Source organism: Flavobacterium sp. JLP, assembly GCF_015350755.1.
In the GTDB taxonomy this organism is placed as follows: domain Bacteria; phylum Bacteroidota; class Bacteroidia; order Flavobacteriales; family Flavobacteriaceae; genus Flavobacterium.
Window position 1 is genome coordinate 14,363 of record NZ_JADKPS010000004.1, and the last position, 20,730, is coordinate 35,092.

A 20,730-nucleotide genomic window follows, 5' to 3' on the forward strand; every position below is an offset into this window, starting at 1 on the left:
CTAATTATAATAAGAGTTAAATGCTCATCCAAAGTTATTCATAAATTGGATTTTAAGACTCTTAAATTATATTTTTTAAGACCAACGATATATCGTTGTTTTCATTTATGCTTTCCTTTAAAGACCTGCAAAATTTGATGAGATTTTTGTTTTGCCCTTATAAAAGAACATTTTGGTTCAGGCTTTCCAACTTTTTTACACAAAATAAATGTTGAAATTGTTTATTATGCAATTGTCATTTAAAAAAATAGAAACTTAAAGAATTTAGTAAAATGCAGATTTGCAATTCTCTTATGCTAAGTTCGTCATCTCAGCCTTTTTCTTTATTAAATTATGAAAAAGTAAAATTGACGCCTTTCTGTAAATTCCCGCAGGAAATATTATAGTGGCTTCACGGCTCATATTTTTACCTTCAATTGGAACTGCAATAAGTTCAGAAAAATCAAATAAGGATGAATTCATTAATACAGTAAACCATTTTTTTGTACTAACCAGTTCCAATAAACTATGGATATCATTGATTTCTATTTTTGCCTTCAATTTTATATTGTTTTTTAGAAGCGTTTCGTCCAGAAAATTACGGATACTGAAACTCGGAGAGGGCAATACCAAAGGTAATTCTGTTATTTTTTCAAGTCCTATTTTTTTAAGCTTACTCCACGGATGCGATTTATGAAGAATCAAAGACAGATTGGCAGAGAATAATGGCATTATATCAAACTGCTTATCTTCAGATGGAGGCATAAAAGACAGCATACAGTCAATTTCATACAAGCGTATTTTCTGCATCAAATCTGAAGTAGACCCCAGTACAACCTCAATCTGGATATCCGGAAATTCTTCATTAAACTCCGTGATCGTTTGAAGCAGTAAATTTACCAGTCCATACGTAGATCCGATCGTTATTTTTCCGGTTTTTACATTATTCAAATCCATTAAAACCTGCTTTCCTTCTTCTGCCTGACGAATCGTTTTTCGGGCGTAATCCAGCATAATTTCACCTGCTTCCGTAAGTTTAACCCGCTTTCCTACTCTGTCAAAGAGAAGAACCGTTAATGAATTTTCTAATTCTTTTATTTGATGAGATAATGTACTTTGAGTAATGTATAAATCATCTGCAGCCTGAGTGAAATTTAAAAGTTCTGCCGCGCGGACAAAGTATTTCAATTGACGAAGTTCCATTTTCTTTAATTTTTTATAAAAGTAAAACTCTAAATCGAAAATTTCGATCGATTACATTTAAAAATTTCATTTCCACGATTGGTTTATATTGCAGACCTTTGACATAAGTTAATTAAAAAATAGAAAAGATGGAAATTTTACAAACACCCGAAAACGCATTATCAGCATCAATTGTTTCAGCAATAATTAATGCTCCAATTGAAAAAATTAATATTGCCGACTGGCTGCTTAACCTGCCAGATGCAGAATATCAACGTTGCTCTGTTAACCACATTGCTGCCGGAATAACTTCTAATTTTGAAGGTATACCGATGTCTATTAATGTCGAATATGTAGGAACAGCACTTGTTGTACAGCATTACATTTTTGATGAATATAGTCCTGATTATTGCCGAATGCTTTCAATTTCTGATACAATTACTGCAGGCGGAAGATCTAAAGTACAGGTTCTTTGGGAGTTGAAAGCAGATAAAATAGATGATACAACAACAAAATTTACTAATACCATTCATGCAACCGCGACTCCTGAATTTTTAGATTTCATCAAACAACACGGAATTTCTCTAGCCGATGCTGCAAAAGCAAGACAGGATGCTTCTGACGCCCATAATCATGAAGAAACACCGCTGTTTGCAAAAAGTATTGAGAACAAAGCGCTATTTGGAAAATATAATCTACCTTTTTAAAAAATTAGATTATGAAAGCGATTACAATCTCAAAATTTGGAGGGCCTGAAGTTTTGCAATTGGCCGAAGTTCCTGATTTAATTCCATCACAAAATGAAGTGTTAATTCAGGTAAAAGCTTCCGGCATTAACAGAAGTGATATTTTGCAGCGTCAGGGAAAATATGCTGCTCCAAGCAGTATTTCTAATGAAATACCAGGGCTGGAAGTATCTGGAATTATCGTAGACTGTGGTCCAGAAGTTACGCAATGGAAAAAAGGTGATCACGTTTGCGCCTTACTTCCCGGAGGAGGCTATGCATCATATGTTACTGTAAAAGAAGGACAATGTTTACCTATTCCTAAAGGTTTAAATTTTATAGAGGCAGCCAGTTTGCCTGAAACAGTATTTACAGTCTGGTCTAATATTTTTGAACGAGCAAAATTAAAACCAGACGAAACTTTATTAGTTCACGGAGGCAGCAGCGGTATCGGAATCACAGCTATTCAGATTGCTCATGCTTTTGGTTCAAAGGTTATAACAACAGTTGGCACAGATGAAAAAGCACAATATTGCTATGAATTAGGTGCTGCTCTTTCTATAAATTATAAAAAAGAAGACTTCGAAGAAATTTTAAAAACCAAAGGTGTAGATGTTATTCTTGATATGATAGCGGGAAACTATTTTCAAAAGAATCTTACTGTTTTAAACGAAGAAGGAAGGCTTATTCATATCAATGCCCAAAATGGTAAAAACGTAGAACTGGATATCTGGCAGTTAATGCTAAAAAGAATCACTATCTCAGGAAGTACACTGCGTGCACGAAATTACGAATACAAAAAACGATTAGCCGCAGAAGTATTCAAAAATGTCTGGCCATTAATTGAAAATGGGAAGTTCAGACCTGTTGTTTACAAAACTTTTTCGTACGGCAATGCTGTAAGTGCTCACGAATGCATGGAAAATGGCAACCATATTGGAAAAATAATACTCGACTGGAAATCATGAAAATTCTTTTTTGTATTGAAAGTATTACCACATTGAATTAGTTTTTAAAATTTGCTGGTGTATTTTACAGTTTTCTGAATGCGCTCCTTTAAGATAAGCTATGCTTATTAGAAAGTCATTTACAATCTTACCGCCTGTAAACTTGAAAGTAATCCAATAAAATAAAGGTTAGCTATGCATTTACCCCTAGTTCACTATAAATTTATTGTTTTTTGTGCCATCCTGAAATCCAGGTTTAAACCTAGATATTTATCATCTTTATTTTATAAAAAAGAAGTGCCAAATCGCTCAAAATGGCAAGTATATCCATTTGGATGTTTGATAAGATAATCTTGATGATATTCTTCAGCTGGCCAAAATTTAATAAAAGGTTCTAGCGTTGTGACTACATTACCGTTCCATTTACCCGATTGATCAACGATTTTAATTACTTCATCAGCAATTTGCTTTTCTTCTTCATTTTGAATGAATATTGCAGATCTGTAACTTGAGCCTCTGTCATTTCCCTGTCTGTCAACAGTCGTTGGATCATGCATTCTGAAAAAGTAATCTAACAGTTCTTTAAAAGAAGTTTGATTAGCATCATACGTAATTTCGATTCCTTCAGCATGTCCCGGGTGGTTTTCATAAGTTGGATTTTCATTATCCCCTCCAATGTAACCTACCTGAGTATCTTTTACGCCTGGACGTACACGAAACAGTTCTTCCATTCCCCAAAAACATCCACCGGCTATATAAGCTTTTTTTAAACTTTCCATAAATAAGATTAATTTTTAAATCAATATTGTTCAATCAGTAAACATTTTAGTTATTCACCTAAAATTGAAAATTTCGATTAATAACATATTTACTAAGATACGTATTCTCCAGAAAAGAAAGCAGAATTTAAGTTATAATTTCTCTTCAAAAACTAAAACGTCCTAAATTATTTGGTAAGTTGCTTTGAAGAATTTACAATAAAAAAATCCAAACCCCAATATTAAATTGGAATTTGGAATTTAAAAAATATTGAGATTTAAAAGCCTTAGTCTAATATAAAGCTTACGCTTACATTTGCTGTGATTTCGATTTCTCCAATAGCTAAAGTTTCATTTGCTGGCGCAGCATCTGCAGATTCTTTCATTCTCATTGCAGCATACATTGGCTGCGGGTGATATACTTGAGAGTTGTCTGAAATAGTTATTGCTTTACCTACTTTTTGTCCTAAAACTGATACGTAATCTTCTGCTTTAGCTTTAGCATCTTTAATAGCTAATTTTCTAGCTTCTGATTGGTATTGCAATAATTTAGATGATTCAAAAGAAACGTTATCTAAACGGTTAATTCCTTGTTGAACCAACCCTTCCATTAATTCATCATATTTAGATAAATCTTTTAGAAGAATTTCTACAGTTTGTGTAGCATTGTAGCTTGTTTTCTTTTTTTCGTAATCGTATTGCGGATTTAACGCAACTTGTTTTGTTCTAAAATCTGCTGCTGGAATATTCATTTTTTTGATGAACTTTAATACAGCATCCATTTTTTCGTCATTTTGTTTTTTGACGTCTTTAGCATTATTTCCTTTTGTTTCAACTGTAGCTGAAATAGAAACCTGATCTGGAGCTATTTTTACTTTTCCTTCTCCATTTACATTGATCTGAGGAATTTGTTTGGTTTCTTGGCCGTAAGACATAGTCATAAACATGATTGTTAAAAATAATACTAGTTTTTTCATTTTTGTTATATTTTAAAATTGTTAAAAAGGATATTTCAAAAGTTGTGCCAGCATTACAACTTCCCTAATTTAGCCATAACAAAAAGGATTAAAATTGGTATTGCCAATAAAATTACCATTAAGCTGTGATCCACAATTAACGAAGGTTCTTTCACTAAAGTAATCAAATAACCGCCTATGGCACCTCCAAAATGTGCAGTGTGTCCAATATTATCATTCTTGGCTTTCATTCCGTAAATTGAATACAATAAATATAAAATTCCGAAAAGATATGCCGGAATCGGAATTATACCAAAAATCCCCAGCATCATATCAGGCTGCAGTAAAATTGCCGAATATAAAACACCCGTTACAGCACCAGAAGCTCCAACGGCGCGGTAGCTGTAATCGTTTTTATGGAAGAGCATTGTAAGCAGACTTCCAAAAATTAAACTTCCAAAATAAATTAAAGCGAAAGAAATACTTCCCATCCACTGTATTACAACAGGTGCAAAAAACCAAAGTGTCAGCATATTAAAAAATAAATGCATATAATCGGCATGCAAAAAACCAGATGAAATCATTCTGATCTGTTCTCCACAACGAATGCTTCCGACATGAAATTCGTATTTCCTAAAAAAGGCATAATCATTAAAACCTTTATAACTAATCAAGGCATTGGCAACTATAATCCCAACTAAAATGGTATTAACGGTATTCATAAAAAATGTTTAATGTGAAATGTAAATATAGTCATTCTCCTATACAAGTTGGCTGCAAACCAAAATATCCGTGGTTATTCATTTTTGCTTTATATTTGTAAAAAAAAATTACATGCAATTTCTCGTTTATATTTTAGCCTATCCTTTGCTTTGGCTTATCTCTATACTTCCTTTTCGCATATTTTATTGGTTTTCAGATTTTGTATATTTTATTATTTACAGAGTCGTGGGGTATCGCAAAAAAGTGGTTCGCGAAAACTTAGCCCTTACTTTACCACATTTAAGTGTTGAAGAAAGAAGAGAAATTGAAAAGAAATTTTATCAGCACATGTGCGATATGTTCTTAGAAATGATCAAGACGATGAGTATTACGCCTGAGGAAATGGAAAAAAGATTTACCATTACCAATATGGATCTTTTTCATGAATATGAAAGAAAAGGCAAAAGCGTAATTTTAGTCGCTTCGCACTATGCGAGCTGGGAGTGGCTGTTAACTCTTAATAAAAGAATGTTATTTAACGGTGTTGCTGTTTACAAAAAAATTGCCAATCCTTATTTTGATAAATTAGTTCGAAAAATTAGAGGGAAATATGATGCTCAATTAGTCGAAACTAAAAAGGCAATTCCGATGATGGCTCAAAATCAGCGCGACGGAATATTAAGTTTATACGGTTTAGCAAGCGACCAATCTCCTAAATTAGACCGAATTTTTCATTCGATGAAATTTATGGGAATTGAAGTTCCCGTGCACACTGGAGCAGAAATGCTGGCTAAAAAATACGATTTGAGCGTTATTTTCATCAAAGTAAAAAAAGTTGGAAGAGGATATTATGAAGCGACAATTGTTCCGATTGCAGATAATCCAAAAGAATATGAAAATTTTGAAGTGACGGAAATGTATTTGCGTGAAGTAGAAAAACAAATCCTTGAAGCTCCAGAATATTATTTATGGACACATAAAAGATGGAAACATAGAGTTCAGTAAAAACAAAATTAAAGTCTGAAAAAGCAATGTCGCTTTTTCAGACTTTTTTATTTTGCAAAAGTTCTTAAAACTGTTCTAAAACTTATAAAAGATATTTTGATGGGTTTTTGTAATGATTTTTTTTGAATTTGAAAAAATGATAATTTCAATAAACAGCATACATTTGAAGTTGACTAAATCCTATCCCAAAAAACCAAATCAAAATTATAACTCATGATTAAAAAATTATTTTTTGCATTTTTAATAGCATTCATTTCGACAACAGCTTTTGCTCAAAGTCCGAAACGAGGCATCGCGTACGTAAACAATTCTACAGCAGATTTATTAGCGCTTAAACCCGGAATTTCTTGGTGGTATAATTGGGGAACTATACCAGAAAATGACACAAATGCCAACTACGAATCTATTGGACTTGAATATGTACCAATGGCTTGGGGAAAACAAAGTGATGCCGATGTACAGACTTTTATCAGCAAAATAAAACCTGGCGCTAAATATTTATTAGCTTTTAATGAACCCAATTTTAATGACGGCGCAAGATTAACACCACAGGAAGCTGTAAATGCGTGGGCAAATGTTGAGAAAATTGCTGCCGCAAAAAATCTCGAAATAGTAAGTGCTTCGCCGGCTTATAATGGACCAAATAATTATGGAGGATTTAGCGATCCTGTTGCGTGGCACGATCAATTTTTTCTTTTATGTCCAAATTGTAAAGTAGATTATATTGCATTTCATACATATGATAACACAGCCGGTTCTGTAATTGGAGTAACAGGAAACTTAAAAAAATATAACCGTCCGGTTTGGGTTACTGAATTTGCCAATAGAGTAATTCAAACAGAAGCTCAAAAGATTGCTTTCATGAAAGATATAGTTACCAGTTTTGAAAACGATCCGGATATTTACAGATATTCTTGGTTTACTGGAAGAGTTCCTGCAGATTGGACAGACATGTTAGAAGGACAATTATTAAGTCCGACAAGCGGCGTTTTGAAACCTATCGGAACTGAATATGTAAACGCAACTTATACGAATAAAAAAATGAACGTTCCTGGCCGTATTACGGCAAACAAACATTACAGAAGGAAAGGAACTGGCCTGCAAAATACAACAGATTCTGGAACAGGTCAAAATGTATGTTTTATTGAAAATGGAGATTGGAACGAGTTTATGCTGAATGTGGCTGACGCAGGAACTTATAATCTTACTTTTAGAGTGGCATCACCAACGATTCCGGGGAAATTTGATATCAGCGTAAACAATGTTATTGTCAAAACAGATGAAACTTTTCCCGTTACTGGAGGATATCAAACGTATGCAGACAAAATAGTAAACGGAATTAATTTGCCTAAAGGCGAAGTTTACCTGAAAATTAAATTCAAATCAAACGATATGAATTTTAATTATATTGATGTTGTAGCAACAAATTTAGGCGTAAACGATCCCATTGCAGAAAAAGATTCTTTTAACGTTTATCCAAATCCTTTTAAAAACCAATCGACCCTGCATATTAAATCTTCCATTACAGAGCCATTAACTTTAAAAATTGTTGATATGAAAGGCGCTGTTTGTTATTCTTCAGATGAATATTTTACCAATGAAGATATTAAAATTGGAGATAAACTTGCCACGGGAATTTATATTGTAAATGCTTCGTATGGTTTGGTTAAAAAATCAATTAAGATTATTAAGAATTAAAATCTAAGCTTCGAGAATAAAAAAACACCTCTTTCATAAACTGGATAGAGGTGTTTTTATTTGGATTAAAATTTAAAATTAAATTCCAGCAATTGCTTTTATTTCATCAATAATTCGAAGTGCTAATACATCTGCTTTTTCTTGAGATGGAGCTTCTGTATAAATACGAATAATGGGCTCTGTATTTGATTTTCTTAAATGTACCCATTCTGAAGCAAAATCAATTTTCACACCATCAATTGTGGTAATATCTTCGTTTTTGTATTTTTCTGTCATTGCAACTAAAATCGCATCAACATCAATTTGCGGAGTCAATTCGATTTTATTTTTACTCATATAATATTCTGGGTATGAAGCACGCAAAGCTGAAACTGACATTTTCTTATTTGCCAAATGCGTCAAGAATAAGGCAACTCCAACTAAGCTGTCTCTTCCGTAATGAGATTCTGGATAAATAATACCGCCGTTTCCTTCTCCACCAATAATAGCATTATTTTTTTTCATTAATTCTACAACGTTCACCTCGCCTACTGCGCTGGCTTCGTAACTTCCATTATGCAAATTTGTAACATCGCGCAACGCACGAGAAGATGACATATTCGAAACCGTATTTCCAGGTGTTTTGCTCAAAACATAATCGGCGCAAGCCACTAAAGTATATTCTTCTCCAAACATTTCTCCGTCTTCGCTAATAAATGCCAAACGGTCAACATCTGGATCTACAACAACTCCTAGATCTGCTTTTTCTTTTACAACCAATTCAGAAATATCCGTTAAATGTTCTTTTAAAGGTTCTGGATTATGAGGAAAATGTCCGTTTGGTTCGCAGTACAATTTAACAACTTCAACACCCATTAATTCTAATAATTTCGGAATAATAATTCCACCAGAAGAATTTACTCCATCAACAACTACTTTAAATTTTGCCGCTTTTACCGCTTCAACATCAACCAATGGCAAATTTAAAACCTCGTCGATATGAATATCCATATAAGCATCATTCACAGTAATTTCGCCTAAATTATCAACATCAGAGAAATCGAAAGCTTCAGCTTCAGCAATTTCTAGAATTTTTGCTCCTTCATCTCCGCTTAAAAATTCTCCTTTTTCATTTAGCAATTTCAGAGCATTCCATTGTTTTGGATTGTGAGATGCAGTCAAAATAATACCTCCATCTGCTTTTTCTAGCGGAACAGCAACTTCTACAGTTGGTGTTGTCGAAAGGCCAAGATCAATCACATTAATTCCTAAACCTATTAAAGTATTTACAACAAGATTGTGAATCATCGGTCCAGAAATTCTGGCGTCACGACCAATTACAACCGTTAGTTTTTCTTTTGAAGTATTGTTTTTAAGAAAAGTTCCGTATGCCGATGCAAATTTTACCGCATCAACAGGAGTCAGGTTATCTCCTACTTTCCCCCCGATTGTTCCTCGTATACCTGAGATCGATTTTATTAAAGTCATTTTTGTGAGTTATGGTTACCAAATACAAATATAGAAAAGTTGCTAAGATACTAAGTTGCTAAGGGACTAAGATTTTAAAAAAGTTGCTAATAGACTAAGATGCTGAGATATTAAATAGTTAAGTTTAGAAGCTAAATACCAATCCTTAAAAACGATGTCAAAAAGTTTTCATACTTTTACTAAAATAAGCTTAGCAGCTTAGTCCCCAAGTTTCGGGATATCTAAAAAAAAACTTAGTGCATCAGCAACTTTAAAAAAATGAACTTCCTAGCCCATATATATCTTTCAGGAGACAATGATTTGATCAAAATTGGTAATTTTATGGCCGATGGAATTCGCGGTAAACAGTTTGAGCATTTTCCTCAAGATGTTCAAAAAGGAATTATTTTGCATCGATTTATTGATACTTATACTGATTCGCACGATATTTTCAGGCAAAGCACAAAGCGTTTGCATGAAAAATATCATCATTATGCCGGCGTGATTGTAGACATTGTTTACGATCATTTTTTAGCTAAAAACTGGAGCAAATATTCTGACGAAAAACTGGAAGATTTCATTAATAGATTTTACAATTCATTACACGAAAACTATTCTATCCTGACTGAAAAAACACAAGGTTTAATGCCTTACATGATCGAAAGAAACTGGCTTTTGAGCTATCGAACAGTCGAAGGTATTCATCAAATTTTAACTCAGATGGATCGAAGATCAAAAAACATATCTAAAATGCAATTTGCCAGCGAAGAACTAAAAGAATTCTATGACGAATTTGAGCAGGAATTCACCTTGTTTTTTGAAGAAATTCAACAGCAGGCAAAACAAAAACTGCATTCATTGTAAAATCTAGCTGATTTTATAAAACCTATATTCTTTTTATGAAAAAAACCACTTTCTTACTTTATTTTGTTTCTCTTTTTGGTTTCGCACAACAAACTGTAAAACCAACCGGATTAGTAGCTTCAAAAGCTATGGTTGTTTCTGCTCGAGCCGAAGCATCAAAAATTGGTGTCGAAATCATGAAAAAAGGAGGTAATGCTTTTGATGCTATGGTTGCCACCGAATTAGCCCTTGCAGTCGCGTATCCGTTTGCTGGAAATCTTGGAGGCGGCGGCTTTATGGTATACCGAAAAGCCAATGGCGAAGTAGGCTCACTAGACTACCGCGAAAAAGCACCCTTAGCAGCCACAAAAGATATGTTTTTAGATAAAGACGGAAATGTTATTAAAGGAAAAAGTACTGAGACAGCTCTAGCAATTGGCGTTCCTGGAACTATTGCCGGTATTTTTGCCGTTCATAAAAAATTAGGCTCTCTGCCAATGTCAGAAATTTTAAAACCTGTAATTGCTCTGGCTGAAAGAGGTGTAATTGTTACTATAAAGCAACAAAAACAGCTTGAAAATTATCATGATGCTATTGTAAAAGTTAATGGTCCAACCACGCTAATGGCTGGAAAATTCAAAGAAAATGATACCATAAAATATCCGGCGCTTGCTCAAACTCTAAAGAGAATTTTAAAAAACGGAAAAGACGAATTTTATAAGGGTGAAAGTGCAAAGATTTTAGTTGATTACCTCCAGAAAAAAGGCGGAATAATTACACTTAAGGATTTAGCCAGTTATGAAGCTAAATGGAGAAAACCTCTGCAGTTTAATTATAAAGATTTAAAAATCACTTCGATGTCCCCGCCAAGCAGTGGTGGAATCTGTCTTGCTCAAATCCTAAAAATGATCGCTCCCTATGACTTATCAAAAATGGGACATAATTCGGAAGAATCTATTCAGGTAATTGTCGAAGCTGAAAGAAGAGCTTACGCAGACAGAAGCCAATTTTTAGGTGATCCAGATTTTGTAAAAATTCCAATTAAGACTTTACTGGATGATCCATATTTAAAAGAAAGAATGTCTAATTTTAATGTAGAAAAAGCAAGTTTATCTTCAGAAATAAAAGAAGGAAAGGTAACGTACAACGAAAGTCTTGAAACAACACATTATTCTATTGTAGATGCTCAAGGAAATGCAGTTGCAGCAACGACAACCATAAATGACGGTTTCGGTTCAAAATACTATTGCGATGAGCTGGGTTTCTTTTTAAACAACGAAATGGACGATTTCAGCGCCAAGCCTGGATCTCCAAATATGTTTGGTTTAGTAGGAAATGAAGCCAACAGCATTGCCCCTCAAAAAAGAATGCTCAGTTCGATGACACCTACGATTGTCGAGAAAAACGGAAAGCTGTTTATGGTCGTTGGTTCGCCAGGCGGTTCTACGATTATTACAACTGTACTACAGGCAATTTTAAATGTTTACGAATACAATCTGAGTATGCAGGATGCGGTAAATGCACCCCGTTTTCATCATCAGTGGCTTCCGGATTTAATAACATTTGAACCTAATGCTTTTGACAATAATACAATTGACAAATTAAAAGCAAAAGGATATTTAATTAATGAAAAAACAACGCCAGTAATTGGAAAATTAGATTGCATTTTGGTTCTGCCCAATAAAAATCTTGAAGGCGGTGCTGATTTTCGAGGTGATGATACTGCAGTTGGTTTTTAAATTATAAAATATTTGTCTTAAAAATTATACAATTTTGAATGTTATAGGCTAAATTTGCAATATCCCTAACTTTTTACAAACAGAATGCTAAAAAAATATTTTAGAAAACTAGAAAGCATTATTGCTTTGGCACAATCCTTAATGACTCCAAAGCAGTTTATTTTTTTATCAAGTGTTCTAATTGGTATATCATGCTCTTTGGCTGTAATTGTTTTAAAAACTTTTGCTCACAGCGTTTTCTCATTTGCTACTTATATCAACGGAATTTTAAAATTGAGTTTCATTAACAGTATACTTCCTATTATCGGAATTGTGCTTACTGTTTTTGTTGTAAAAAGAGTTTTAAACGGAAGTATTGAAAAGGGTACTTCGCAAATTTTGTATGCTGTTGCTAAGAAAGCAAGTATTATTCCTAAAAAACAAATGTATGCGCAAATTGTAACTAGTTCGTTAACTGTTGGTTTAGGAGGTTCTGCGGGTTTAGAAAGTCCGATTGTGATTACAGGGGCGGCATTTGGTTCAAACTTTGCCCAAAATTATAAATTACCTTATAAAGACAGGACTTTACTTATTGGGTGTGGCGTTGCAGCGGGAATTTCTGCTGCTTTTAATGCTCCAATTGCCGGTGTTTTATTTGCAATTGAAGTGCTATTGGTTGATGTAAGTATTTCAGCCTTTACTCCTATTATGATATCGGCAGCTACAGGTGCTTTGGTTTCTGCAATTGTTTTAGATGAAAGTATTTTATTGTCCTTCAAGAAACAAGAAGTTTTTAATTATCATAATATTCCTTTTTATGTACTTTTAGGAGTATTGACTGGATTTATAGCAGTTTATTATGCACGAAATTTTCAAAAAGTCGAGCATTATTTTTCTAAATCAAAATGGAACCCGTATAAAAAAGCTTTAATCGGTTCTTCGTTACTGGCACTGCTTATTTTTATTTTTCCAACTCTTTTTGGAGAGGGTTATGAAAGTATTAAAACCCTATCTGAAAATGATCCAGGGCAATTATTAGACAATACTTTATTTGCAGATTTGAGAAACAATCAGTGGGTTTTACTTCTATTTGTTGGCTGCACTATGATGGTAAAAGTATTTGCTACTGGACTTACAATTGGAAGCGGAGGAAACGGAGGAAATTTTGCGCCGTCTTTGTTTTTAGGTTCTTATTTAGGTTATTTCTTTTCAAAATTCATTAGCCTTATTGGCCTATCAAAACTGCCGATCAGTAATTTTACAATGGTTGGAATGGCTGGTATTTTGAGTGGATTATTTCACGCGCCACTTACAGCAATCTTCTTAATTGCCGAAATAACTGGAGGTTACGGATTAATGATTCCGCTTATGATTGTTTCCTCAATTAGTTTTGCTATTTCTAAGCGTTTTGAAAAATATTCACTTGACGTAAAAAATCTGGCTAAAAAAGGACATGCTTTTACGAGCAATAAAGATTCTAATATTCTATCAACTTTAGATATTGATACGATCATTCAATGTGATTATTTAACGGTTCATCCAGATGAGCATTTAAATAAATTAGTAGATCTTATTTCACACTCAAATCAAGTTGTTTTTGCCGTTGTCAATAACGAAAAAGAACTTGTTGGAATAGTTCATTTTAATGATATCCGCGAAATTATCTTTAATGCATATCGTGTAAAATACACCTTGATCAGAGATGTTATGAAAACACCTCCTGCTACAATTTCATCTTTTGACAGTATGGAAATTGTAATGGGTAAATTCGAAAAATCGAAAACGGCATTTCTTCCTGTTATACGAAACGAAAAATACTATGGCTTCATTTCCAAATCTATAGCGCTGGAAGCTTATAGAATGAAACTGCGTTCTATGACAATTGAATAATGCCCAATAAACGTTTTACAGTAGCGTTATTTTGTTACAATTTTTAACATAAACTTCTATTCTCTAGTACTAAAAGAACAAATCAAAGTGGTAACTTTGCGTTTTGCTCAAATTTATGCTAGATAAAGACAATACTATTGAAGTTCTTGGTGCAAGAGTTCATAATCTAAAAAATATCGATATTTCTATTCCGAGAGAAAAACTGGTTGTAATTACAGGTCTTTCTGGTTCGGGAAAATCTTCTTTGGCTTTTGATACCATTTATGCTGAAGGACAGCGTCGTTATGTCGAAACTTTTTCGGCGTATGCCAGACAATTCCTTGGTGGTTTAGAACGTCCGGATGTGGATAAAATCGACGGACTTTCTCCGGTAATTGCTATTGAACAAAAAACAACCAGTAAAAGTCCGCGTTCAACCGTTGGAACTATTACTGAAATATATGATTTCCTCCGCCTTCTATATGCGCGTGGTGCAGATGCTTACAGTTACAACACCGGCGAAAAAATGGTTTCGTATTCTGATGACCAAATCAAAGATTTGATTATGCAGGATTTTAGCGGAAAACGAATCAATATTTTAGCCCCAATTATTAGAGCTAGAAAAGGGCATTACGCTGAACTGTTTCAACAAATTACAAAGCAGGGATTCTTAAAGGTTCGCGTAAATGGCGAAGTTCAGGATTTGGTTTCAGGAATGAAATTAGACCGCTACAAAACCCATGATATCGAAATTGTCGTTGACAGAATGTTAATTGAAAATACAGAAGACAATCAAAAACGATTGGCGGAAAGTATAAACACTGCAATGCACCATGGCGAAAATGTTTTGATGATTTTAGATCAGGATACGAATGAAGTTCGTTATTTCAGTAGAAATTTAATGTGTCCGACAACCGGAATTTCATACCAAAATCCAGAACCAAATTTATTTTCGTTCAACTCTCCTAAAGGAGCTTGTCCGCATTGTAATGGATTGGGAACTGTACATGAAATTAATGTAAAAAAGATTATTCCGAATCCTAAATTATCGATTAAAAGTGGTGGTTTTGCTCCACTTGGTGAATATAAATCATCTTGGATTTTTAAGCAATTAGAAGTTATTGGAGAAAAATTTGGTTTCAAAATAACAGATCCGATTGAGAAAATTCCAGAAGAAGCAATGACCATGATTTTGCATGGAGGAAAAGATAAATTTGTCGTAAATTCAAAAGATTTAGGCGTTACGCGCGATTATAAAATAGATTTTGAAGGAATTTCAAACTTCATTAAAAATCAATTTGACGAAACTTCTTCGACAACTATAAAACGTTGGGCAAAAGATTTTATGGACGAAATTAATTGTCCGGTTTGTGATGGTTCTCGTTTGAAAAAGGAAGCACAGTTTTTTAGAGTGAATGGGAAAAATATCACCGAATTATGTGATATGGACATTTCAGATTTGACAATCTGGTTTCAGGATTTGAATAATCACTTGTCTGAAAAACAACTTTTAATTGCTTCTGAAGTAGTAAAAGAAATCAAAGACCGTTTGAACTTTTTAATGAATGTTGGTCTTAATTATTTGGCTTTAAGCCGAAGTTCAAAATCACTTTCTGGTGGTGAAGCACAACGTATTCGTTTAGCAACCCAAATTGGTTCACAATTAGTTGGTGTTTTATATATTTTGGATGAGCCAAGTATTGGTTTGCACCAAAGAGACAATGAAAAATTAATTCATTCCTTAGAACAATTACGTGATATAGGAAACTCGGTTATTGTGGTTGAACACGACAAAGACATGATCGAACGTGCTGATTATGTAATTGATATTGGTCCGAAAGCAGGGAAATACGGCGGAGAAATTATTAGTATTGGAACTCCAGCGGAAACTTTAAAATCGAACACGATTACCGCTCAATATTTGAACGGTAAAATGAAATTAGAGATTCCGAAAGAGCGCAGAAAAGGAAATGGCAAGTTTTTAAAACTAACCGGAGCGACTGGAAATAATCTTAAAAATGTTTCAATCGAATTGCCTTTAGGACAATTAATTTGTGTGACAGGAGTTTCAGGAAGCGGGAAATCGACTTTGATTAATGAGACGCTCTACCCTATTTTGAACGCTTATTATTTTAATGGTGTAAAAAAACCACAGCCTTACAAAAAAATTGAAGGCTTAGAACATATCGACAAAGTAATTGACATTGACCAAAGTCCGATTGGAAGAACGCCTCGTTCAAATCCAGCAACTTATACAGAGGTTTTCACCGAAATCAGAAACCTGTTTACGATGACTTCTGAAAGTATGATTCGCGGTTATAAAGCCGGACGTTTTAGTTTTAACGTAAAAGGCGGACGCTGTGAAACCTGCGAAGGCTCTGGTGTTAGAACTATCGAAATGAACTTTTTGCCAGATGTTTATGTGGAATGTGAAACTTGTCAAGGGAAACGTTTTAACAGAGAAACACTAGAAATTCGATACAAAGGAAAATCGATTTCAGATGTATTGAATATGACGGTTGATGAAGCAGTTCCATTTTTTGAAAACATTCCGAAGATTTACAGAAAAGTAAAAACAATTCAGGATGTTGGTTTAGGATATATAACGCTTGGCCAGCAAAGCACAACACTTTCTGGTGGTGAAGCACAGCGTATAAAACTAGCAGGAGAATTATCTAAAAAAGATACCGGAAACACTTTTTATATTCTGGATGAACCTACAACTGGATTGCATTTTGAAGACATTCGTGTTTTGATGGATGTAATTAATAAATTGGTTGATAAAGGAAATACAATCCTGGTTATCGAACATAACATGGACGTAATTAAACTTGCTGATTATATTATAGACATTGGTCCTGAAGGCGGAAAAGGCGGCGGACAATTAATCGCTAAAGGAACTCCTGAAGAAGTGGCGAAAAATAAAAAAAGTTATACAGCTAAGTTTTTGAAAAAAGAGTTAAACTAATCTATTGAATTATTATGAATATATTCGTTTTATTAATTTCTGAAGTAAATAAGTTAATACCAATAAGTCAAATTAATAAACGTAAAACAAAAATTAGAATATTTTTTAAAAAACTACTAATCAATACATTACAAAATACTATCTATTTATCCAACAATTGGTATAAGAGATTAAACAAAAATAATGATTTAATTAATCTTCAAAATTTTGAAGATTTCACACCTATAATACTCAACGACGAAGACGATAAGTATAGTGATATCATAAAATATTCCATTGATAATCCAAATACAAAAAATGTAGCGTTGACTGGACCTTATGGTTCGGGAAAAAGTTCAATTCTTAAAACATTTGAATACAAAAATATTGAATACAAATATCTGAGCATTTCTTTGGCAACTTTTGACGAAAAAGCACATACTATAAAAGAAATAGAATATTGCATCTTAAAACAACTATTTTACAAAATTGAACAAAAGAAAATTCCCGAATCAAGATTTAAGAGAATTGTTAATCATAAAAATGTTGCTTGGAAAGCTTTCTTATTTTTTCTGTGGTTACTATCATTAACTTATTTCTTTAATGTCAATTTCCTAAATGATATTGCCACACTTTTCTCATTAAACTATTATTCTAAATTTTCTAACATCGTTTATTTTCTATATTTTTTAGCAGGATTTGGATACATAATATACAAAACAATGGGATTTGTATTAAATTTCAAACTTACTAAATTTAGCTTTCAAGATGCTGAAATTGAAAATGGAGATGATAAGAGAAGTGTAAATTTTGAAAATGAAATCGATGAGATTTTATATTTTTTTGAAATAAATCCTTTCAATGTCATTTTTATTGAGGATTTAGATAGATTTAAAAACACAGAAATTTTTATAAAACTTAGAGAAATTAATTATTTAATAAATAATTACGATCCAATAAAAGAGAAAAGAAAAATAACTTTTATCTATGCCGTTCAAGATGATACCTTCAAAGAAGAAGAAAGAGCAAAATTCTTCGACTTCATTATCCCAGTAATTCCAGTAATAAATTATTCTAATTCTAGTGTTGAATTATTAGATAAAATTGATATAACGAAAGATGAAATACCAAAAATTTTCATTAAGCAAGTTGCCCGTTATCTATGTGATAAAAGGACATTAATCTCAATTAATAATGAATATAAAATTTATAAAAACATAATTGGCGATAATTTAGATAAAACTAAACTTTTGGCGATGATGATTTATAAAAATGTAGAACCTAAAGATTTTGATAATTTAAACAGTCAGAGAGGATATGTTTATTCTGTTTTTAATAACTTTTTTAAACTTATAAAAGATACTATTGGTTCTATAGAACAAGATATCTCCAAAGAAAATCTCAAAATTGAAAATTCAAAAAAAGAATTGATCAAAGATGTTAACGAATTAAGAAGATTATATATCGTAAAATTTTATGAAAGATTGCTTCTGAACCAAAATCAAAATATACAAAATATATTGATTAATAATGAACAATGTTCTATAGATAAACTTGTACTTGACAGCTACTTTGATTCTTTTTGTAAACTTAGTAATATTTCATATTATCACTGGAATACATCCTTTGGAAGGTATTCTACTTCAAATAGTGGAATTTCTTTTCAAAATTTAGAATCAGAAGTTGGATCCTACACGGAACGCTTTGAGATTATAGAAAATAAAAAAAATGATAAAATAAATGAGATTAAAAAGGAAATTGAAAGATTAGAAAATGAAAAACAAATTCTAAGAACTCAAAAAATTAAAGACATAGTATCTGACGAATACTTTCAAAAATGCTTGGATGCTATGCAATACAAAAAAAGTATAAATTCAAAAGAAACGATCGACGGAAAAGAGATCATAATTACTAGTGAGATTATAGTTTTTCCTAAAGTTAATAATTATGATTTAATCAATTTTCTAATAAGATATGGCCATATTGATGAAAGTTATTCTCATTATATTTCGTATTTCTATCCAGGAACTATTACCAAAGAAGACAATGATTTCTTAAAGAGCTTTACAAACAACAAACCGTTGCCATACGATTTCACATTACAAGAAATTGATAATTTATTCCCTGACATTTTAGAATCTGATTTCAGTCGAGAAGAAATATTAAATTTTTCACTTCTAGATTATATCATTGAAAGAAACAACACAGATAAACAGTTAAATCAAATCATAACATTATTAAGCACTAAAATAATTAAGCCTGTTACATTCATAGATGAATATTTAAATTATACGAAAGATGCAAATAAAAAATCATTTTTTCAAGCCTTGTGTAAAAATTGGAAAAATGTTAACCAGAACATTTGGGAGGAAATAGTATCAAATTTATCAAACTATAAAATTATTGAGTACTTAAATTTCATGTTTTCGAAACTAGATTTATCTACTTTACAAAACTTAAATATCAGGAATAGCATTTCTAATTATATTTCAGAAATGGATAGTTTGGCTCCATTTATAAACATAGATAAAGAATTAAACGATTTTATATCAAAAAATGATATTAAATTTAAAATATTGGATAATAAGGGTTCTAAAGCTGTTTTAGATTTTATTTATAAAAATAATTATTATGCAATCAATTATCATATGATTGAATTATTTGCAGATTTATACAAAAAAAACGAAATAGATATCTCATTACTCGAAACTGAAAATTATACAACTATTATAAATTCAGGTGCCTCAATACTTAAATCTTATATTGATGAAAATATAGAAAAGTATTTAGAAAACGTATTTCAACAACTGAAAAACAATAATAATGAATCTGAAAAAACAATTATTGAAATTTTAAATAAAGATATTAAGCCAGAACTTAAAGTTGAAATTATTTACAAAAATCGAAATTTAATCAATAATATTTATGAAATAGAGGATATCTCAATTTGGAATACTTTATTGGAAGCGGATAAAGTCGTAATTTCTTGGAATAATTTAATACAATATTTTAAAACAATAGATAGTTTTGACAATACATTAATTAAATATATAAACATTAGTGAACATAGTAAAGAACTTAAGTATAAAATTAATAAAGATTCAAAAGAAGACACAGACATAATTAAAAGATTTACACGCGAATTTTTAAAAAGCAATATTTCACTAAGTGCATTTACTATTTTAGCCACAAATTTAACAATTCCCTATTCTTATACAAAAGGAGAAATTTATTTTAGCGAAATTTCTAATGAAAAAATGAAGCTGTTGATTAGTAATAAAATACTAACGCTTACTTTAGAAAATTATAATTTCATCGACACTCAATTTACAGATTTACTTATAGTTTTATTAGAAATAAACATAACTGAATTTTTAAAAAACATAAATATCTACTCTTTAGGAAGTGAAATTATTTTAAAGCTTCTAAATTCAAAATTTACAGCAGGGAACGAAACTTTTATAATTGAAAACACAAAAGATTCAATACTTCTCGAGAATACAGAATTATTAAAAGAAGTTTGCCACTATCTATCAAAAAGTGATAAAATAAAAATCAGTAAAGAATTGTTTAAAGAACTATTATCAAAAAGTAAATCCCAAGAAGACAAAATAAAACTCTTTAATAGATATTACATAACTATTGATAAAACAGAATTAAAAAGTTTAATCCTATTATTAGGTGATCCATACTCCACAATCACTGTCGGAAAAGTTAGTAAATTCCAAAATAATACTGAAAATTTAACATTTATTAATCTCTTAGAAACTGACAAAGTCTTTATTTCGAGTAAAAACTTTATTGAAGACGGTAAAAGAATCAAAGTAAATTTAAAAAATAAAAAATAAGAAATCCATTTTCTTTAATCCATTGATAATGAAATAAAAACCTTAATTTCATTATTACCCAAATATTAACTTTAGATTATAAACTTGCCTTTTTGTAACAATTCTAA

14 protein-coding genes are annotated in these 20,730 nt (G+C 31.9%); 9 read left to right on the top strand and 5 right to left on the bottom strand.

What is annotated here, in order from left to right; all coding sequences use genetic code 11:
• Positions 1–291 precede the first annotated feature (291 nt).
• On the bottom strand, positions 292–1,182 hold the full coding sequence (locus tag IRZ83_RS11560; protein WP_194568920.1) for a LysR family transcriptional regulator: 891 nt from the start codon (positions 1,180–1,182) through the stop codon (positions 292–294).
• Positions 1,183–1,310: 128 nt separating this feature from the next.
• On the opposite strand from IRZ83_RS11560, the gene IRZ83_RS11565 reads away from it, so the two are divergent.
• Positions 1,311–1,868 carry a hypothetical protein gene (locus IRZ83_RS11565; protein WP_194568922.1) on the top strand — a complete coding sequence of 186 codons (558 nt, stop codon included), beginning with the start codon at positions 1,311–1,313 and terminating at the stop codon, positions 1,866–1,868.
• Between the two features lie 11 nt (positions 1,869–1,879).
• The gene (locus tag IRZ83_RS11570) at positions 1,880–2,854 is read left to right on the top strand and encodes an NAD(P)H-quinone oxidoreductase (RefSeq protein ID WP_194568924.1); all 975 of its coding nucleotides are present in this window, start codon (positions 1,880–1,882) and stop codon (positions 2,852–2,854) included.
• Positions 2,855–3,117: 263 nt separating this feature from the next.
• Here IRZ83_RS11570 and msrA read toward each other — a convergent pair whose 3' ends face one another.
• The 3 genes from msrA to IRZ83_RS11585 form a co-directional block, all read right to left on the bottom strand.
• Positions 3,118–3,612 carry a peptide-methionine (S)-S-oxide reductase MsrA gene (msrA, locus tag IRZ83_RS11575; RefSeq protein WP_029273609.1) on the bottom strand — a complete coding sequence of 165 codons (495 nt, stop codon included), beginning with the start codon at positions 3,610–3,612 and terminating at the stop codon, positions 3,118–3,120.
• Positions 3,613–3,878: 266 nt separating this feature from the next.
• Entirely contained in the window at positions 3,879–4,568 is a 690-nt protein-coding gene (locus tag IRZ83_RS11580; protein ID WP_194568926.1) for an SIMPL domain-containing protein, read from the bottom strand.
• A 53-nt stretch (positions 4,569–4,621) separates the two neighbouring features.
• Complete coding sequence (locus IRZ83_RS11585; protein WP_194568928.1) at positions 4,622–5,269, bottom strand: rhomboid family intramembrane serine protease; 648 nt, start codon at positions 5,267–5,269, stop codon at positions 4,622–4,624.
• Between the two features lie 112 nt (positions 5,270–5,381).
• On the opposite strand from IRZ83_RS11585, the gene IRZ83_RS11590 reads away from it, so the two are divergent.
• Positions 5,382–6,254, top strand: a complete 873-nt coding sequence (locus IRZ83_RS11590) for a lysophospholipid acyltransferase family protein (protein WP_029273612.1) — start codon at positions 5,382–5,384, stop codon at positions 6,252–6,254.
• Positions 6,255–6,467: 213 nt separating this feature from the next.
• A complete protein-coding gene (locus tag IRZ83_RS11595) occupies positions 6,468–7,952 on the top strand; it encodes a glycosyl hydrolase (protein ID WP_194568930.1) in 1,485 nt (494 codons plus the stop codon).
• A gap of 78 nt (positions 7,953–8,030) precedes the next feature.
• Here the strand turns inward: IRZ83_RS11595 and glmM are convergent, their stop codons facing one another.
• Positions 8,031–9,419, bottom strand: coding sequence for a phosphoglucosamine mutase (gene glmM, locus IRZ83_RS11600; protein ID WP_194568932.1), 1,389 nt, complete (start codon positions 9,417–9,419; stop codon positions 8,031–8,033).
• 258 nt (positions 9,420–9,677) lie between these two features.
• Here glmM and IRZ83_RS11605 point away from each other — a divergent pair, with 258 nt between their 5' ends.
• The 5 genes from IRZ83_RS11605 to IRZ83_RS11625 all read left to right on the top strand — a co-directional run bounded on the left by IRZ83_RS11605 (position 9,678) and on the right by IRZ83_RS11625 (position 20,623).
• Complete coding sequence (locus IRZ83_RS11605) at positions 9,678–10,262, top strand: ACP phosphodiesterase (protein ID WP_029273615.1); 585 nt, start codon at positions 9,678–9,680, stop codon at positions 10,260–10,262.
• 35 nt (positions 10,263–10,297) lie between these two features.
• Positions 10,298–11,980, top strand: a complete 1,683-nt coding sequence (gene ggt / locus IRZ83_RS11610; RefSeq protein WP_194568934.1) for a gamma-glutamyltransferase — start codon at positions 10,298–10,300, stop codon at positions 11,978–11,980.
• Positions 11,981–12,064: 84 nt separating this feature from the next.
• Positions 12,065–13,849, top strand: a complete 1,785-nt coding sequence (locus IRZ83_RS11615) for a chloride channel protein (RefSeq protein ID WP_194568936.1) — start codon at positions 12,065–12,067, stop codon at positions 13,847–13,849.
• Positions 13,850–13,964: 115 nt separating this feature from the next.
• A complete protein-coding gene (gene uvrA / locus IRZ83_RS11620) occupies positions 13,965–16,796 on the top strand; it encodes an excinuclease ABC subunit UvrA (RefSeq protein ID WP_194568938.1) in 2,832 nt (943 codons plus the stop codon).
• 14 nt (positions 16,797–16,810) lie between these two features.
• Positions 16,811–20,623: a hypothetical protein gene (locus IRZ83_RS11625; protein ID WP_194568940.1), complete on the top strand. Its 3,813-nt coding sequence runs from the start codon at positions 16,811–16,813 to the stop codon at positions 20,621–20,623.
• The last annotated feature ends 107 nt before the right edge of the window (positions 20,624–20,730 follow it).

Coding starts and splice junctions, on each gene's coding strand:
- IRZ83_RS11585 (WP_194568928.1), bottom strand. CDS start 5,269: ATGAATACCGTTAATACCATTTTAGTTGGGATTATAGTTGCCAATGCC.
- IRZ83_RS11570 (WP_194568924.1), top strand. CDS start 1,880: ATGAAAGCGATTACAATCTCAAAATTTGGAGGGCCTGAAGTTTTGCAA.
- ggt (WP_194568934.1), top strand. CDS start 10,298: ATGAAAAAAACCACTTTCTTACTTTATTTTGTTTCTCTTTTTGGTTTC.
- IRZ83_RS11580 (WP_194568926.1), bottom strand. CDS start 4,568: ATGAAAAAACTAGTATTATTTTTAACAATCATGTTTATGACTATGTCT.
- glmM (WP_194568932.1), bottom strand. CDS start 9,419: ATGACTTTAATAAAATCGATCTCAGGTATACGAGGAACAATCGGGGGG.
- IRZ83_RS11590 (WP_029273612.1), top strand. CDS start 5,382: ATGCAATTTCTCGTTTATATTTTAGCCTATCCTTTGCTTTGGCTTATC.
- msrA (WP_029273609.1), bottom strand. CDS start 3,612: ATGGAAAGTTTAAAAAAAGCTTATATAGCCGGTGGATGTTTTTGGGGA.
- IRZ83_RS11605 (WP_029273615.1), top strand. CDS start 9,678: ATGAACTTCCTAGCCCATATATATCTTTCAGGAGACAATGATTTGATC.
- uvrA (WP_194568938.1), top strand. CDS start 13,965: ATGCTAGATAAAGACAATACTATTGAAGTTCTTGGTGCAAGAGTTCAT.
- IRZ83_RS11625 (WP_194568940.1), top strand. CDS start 16,811: ATGAATATATTCGTTTTATTAATTTCTGAAGTAAATAAGTTAATACCA.
- IRZ83_RS11560 (WP_194568920.1), bottom strand. CDS start 1,182: ATGGAACTTCGTCAATTGAAATACTTTGTCCGCGCGGCAGAACTTTTA.
- IRZ83_RS11565 (WP_194568922.1), top strand. CDS start 1,311: ATGGAAATTTTACAAACACCCGAAAACGCATTATCAGCATCAATTGTT.
- IRZ83_RS11595 (WP_194568930.1), top strand. CDS start 6,468: ATGATTAAAAAATTATTTTTTGCATTTTTAATAGCATTCATTTCGACA.
- IRZ83_RS11615 (WP_194568936.1), top strand. CDS start 12,065: ATGCTAAAAAAATATTTTAGAAAACTAGAAAGCATTATTGCTTTGGCA.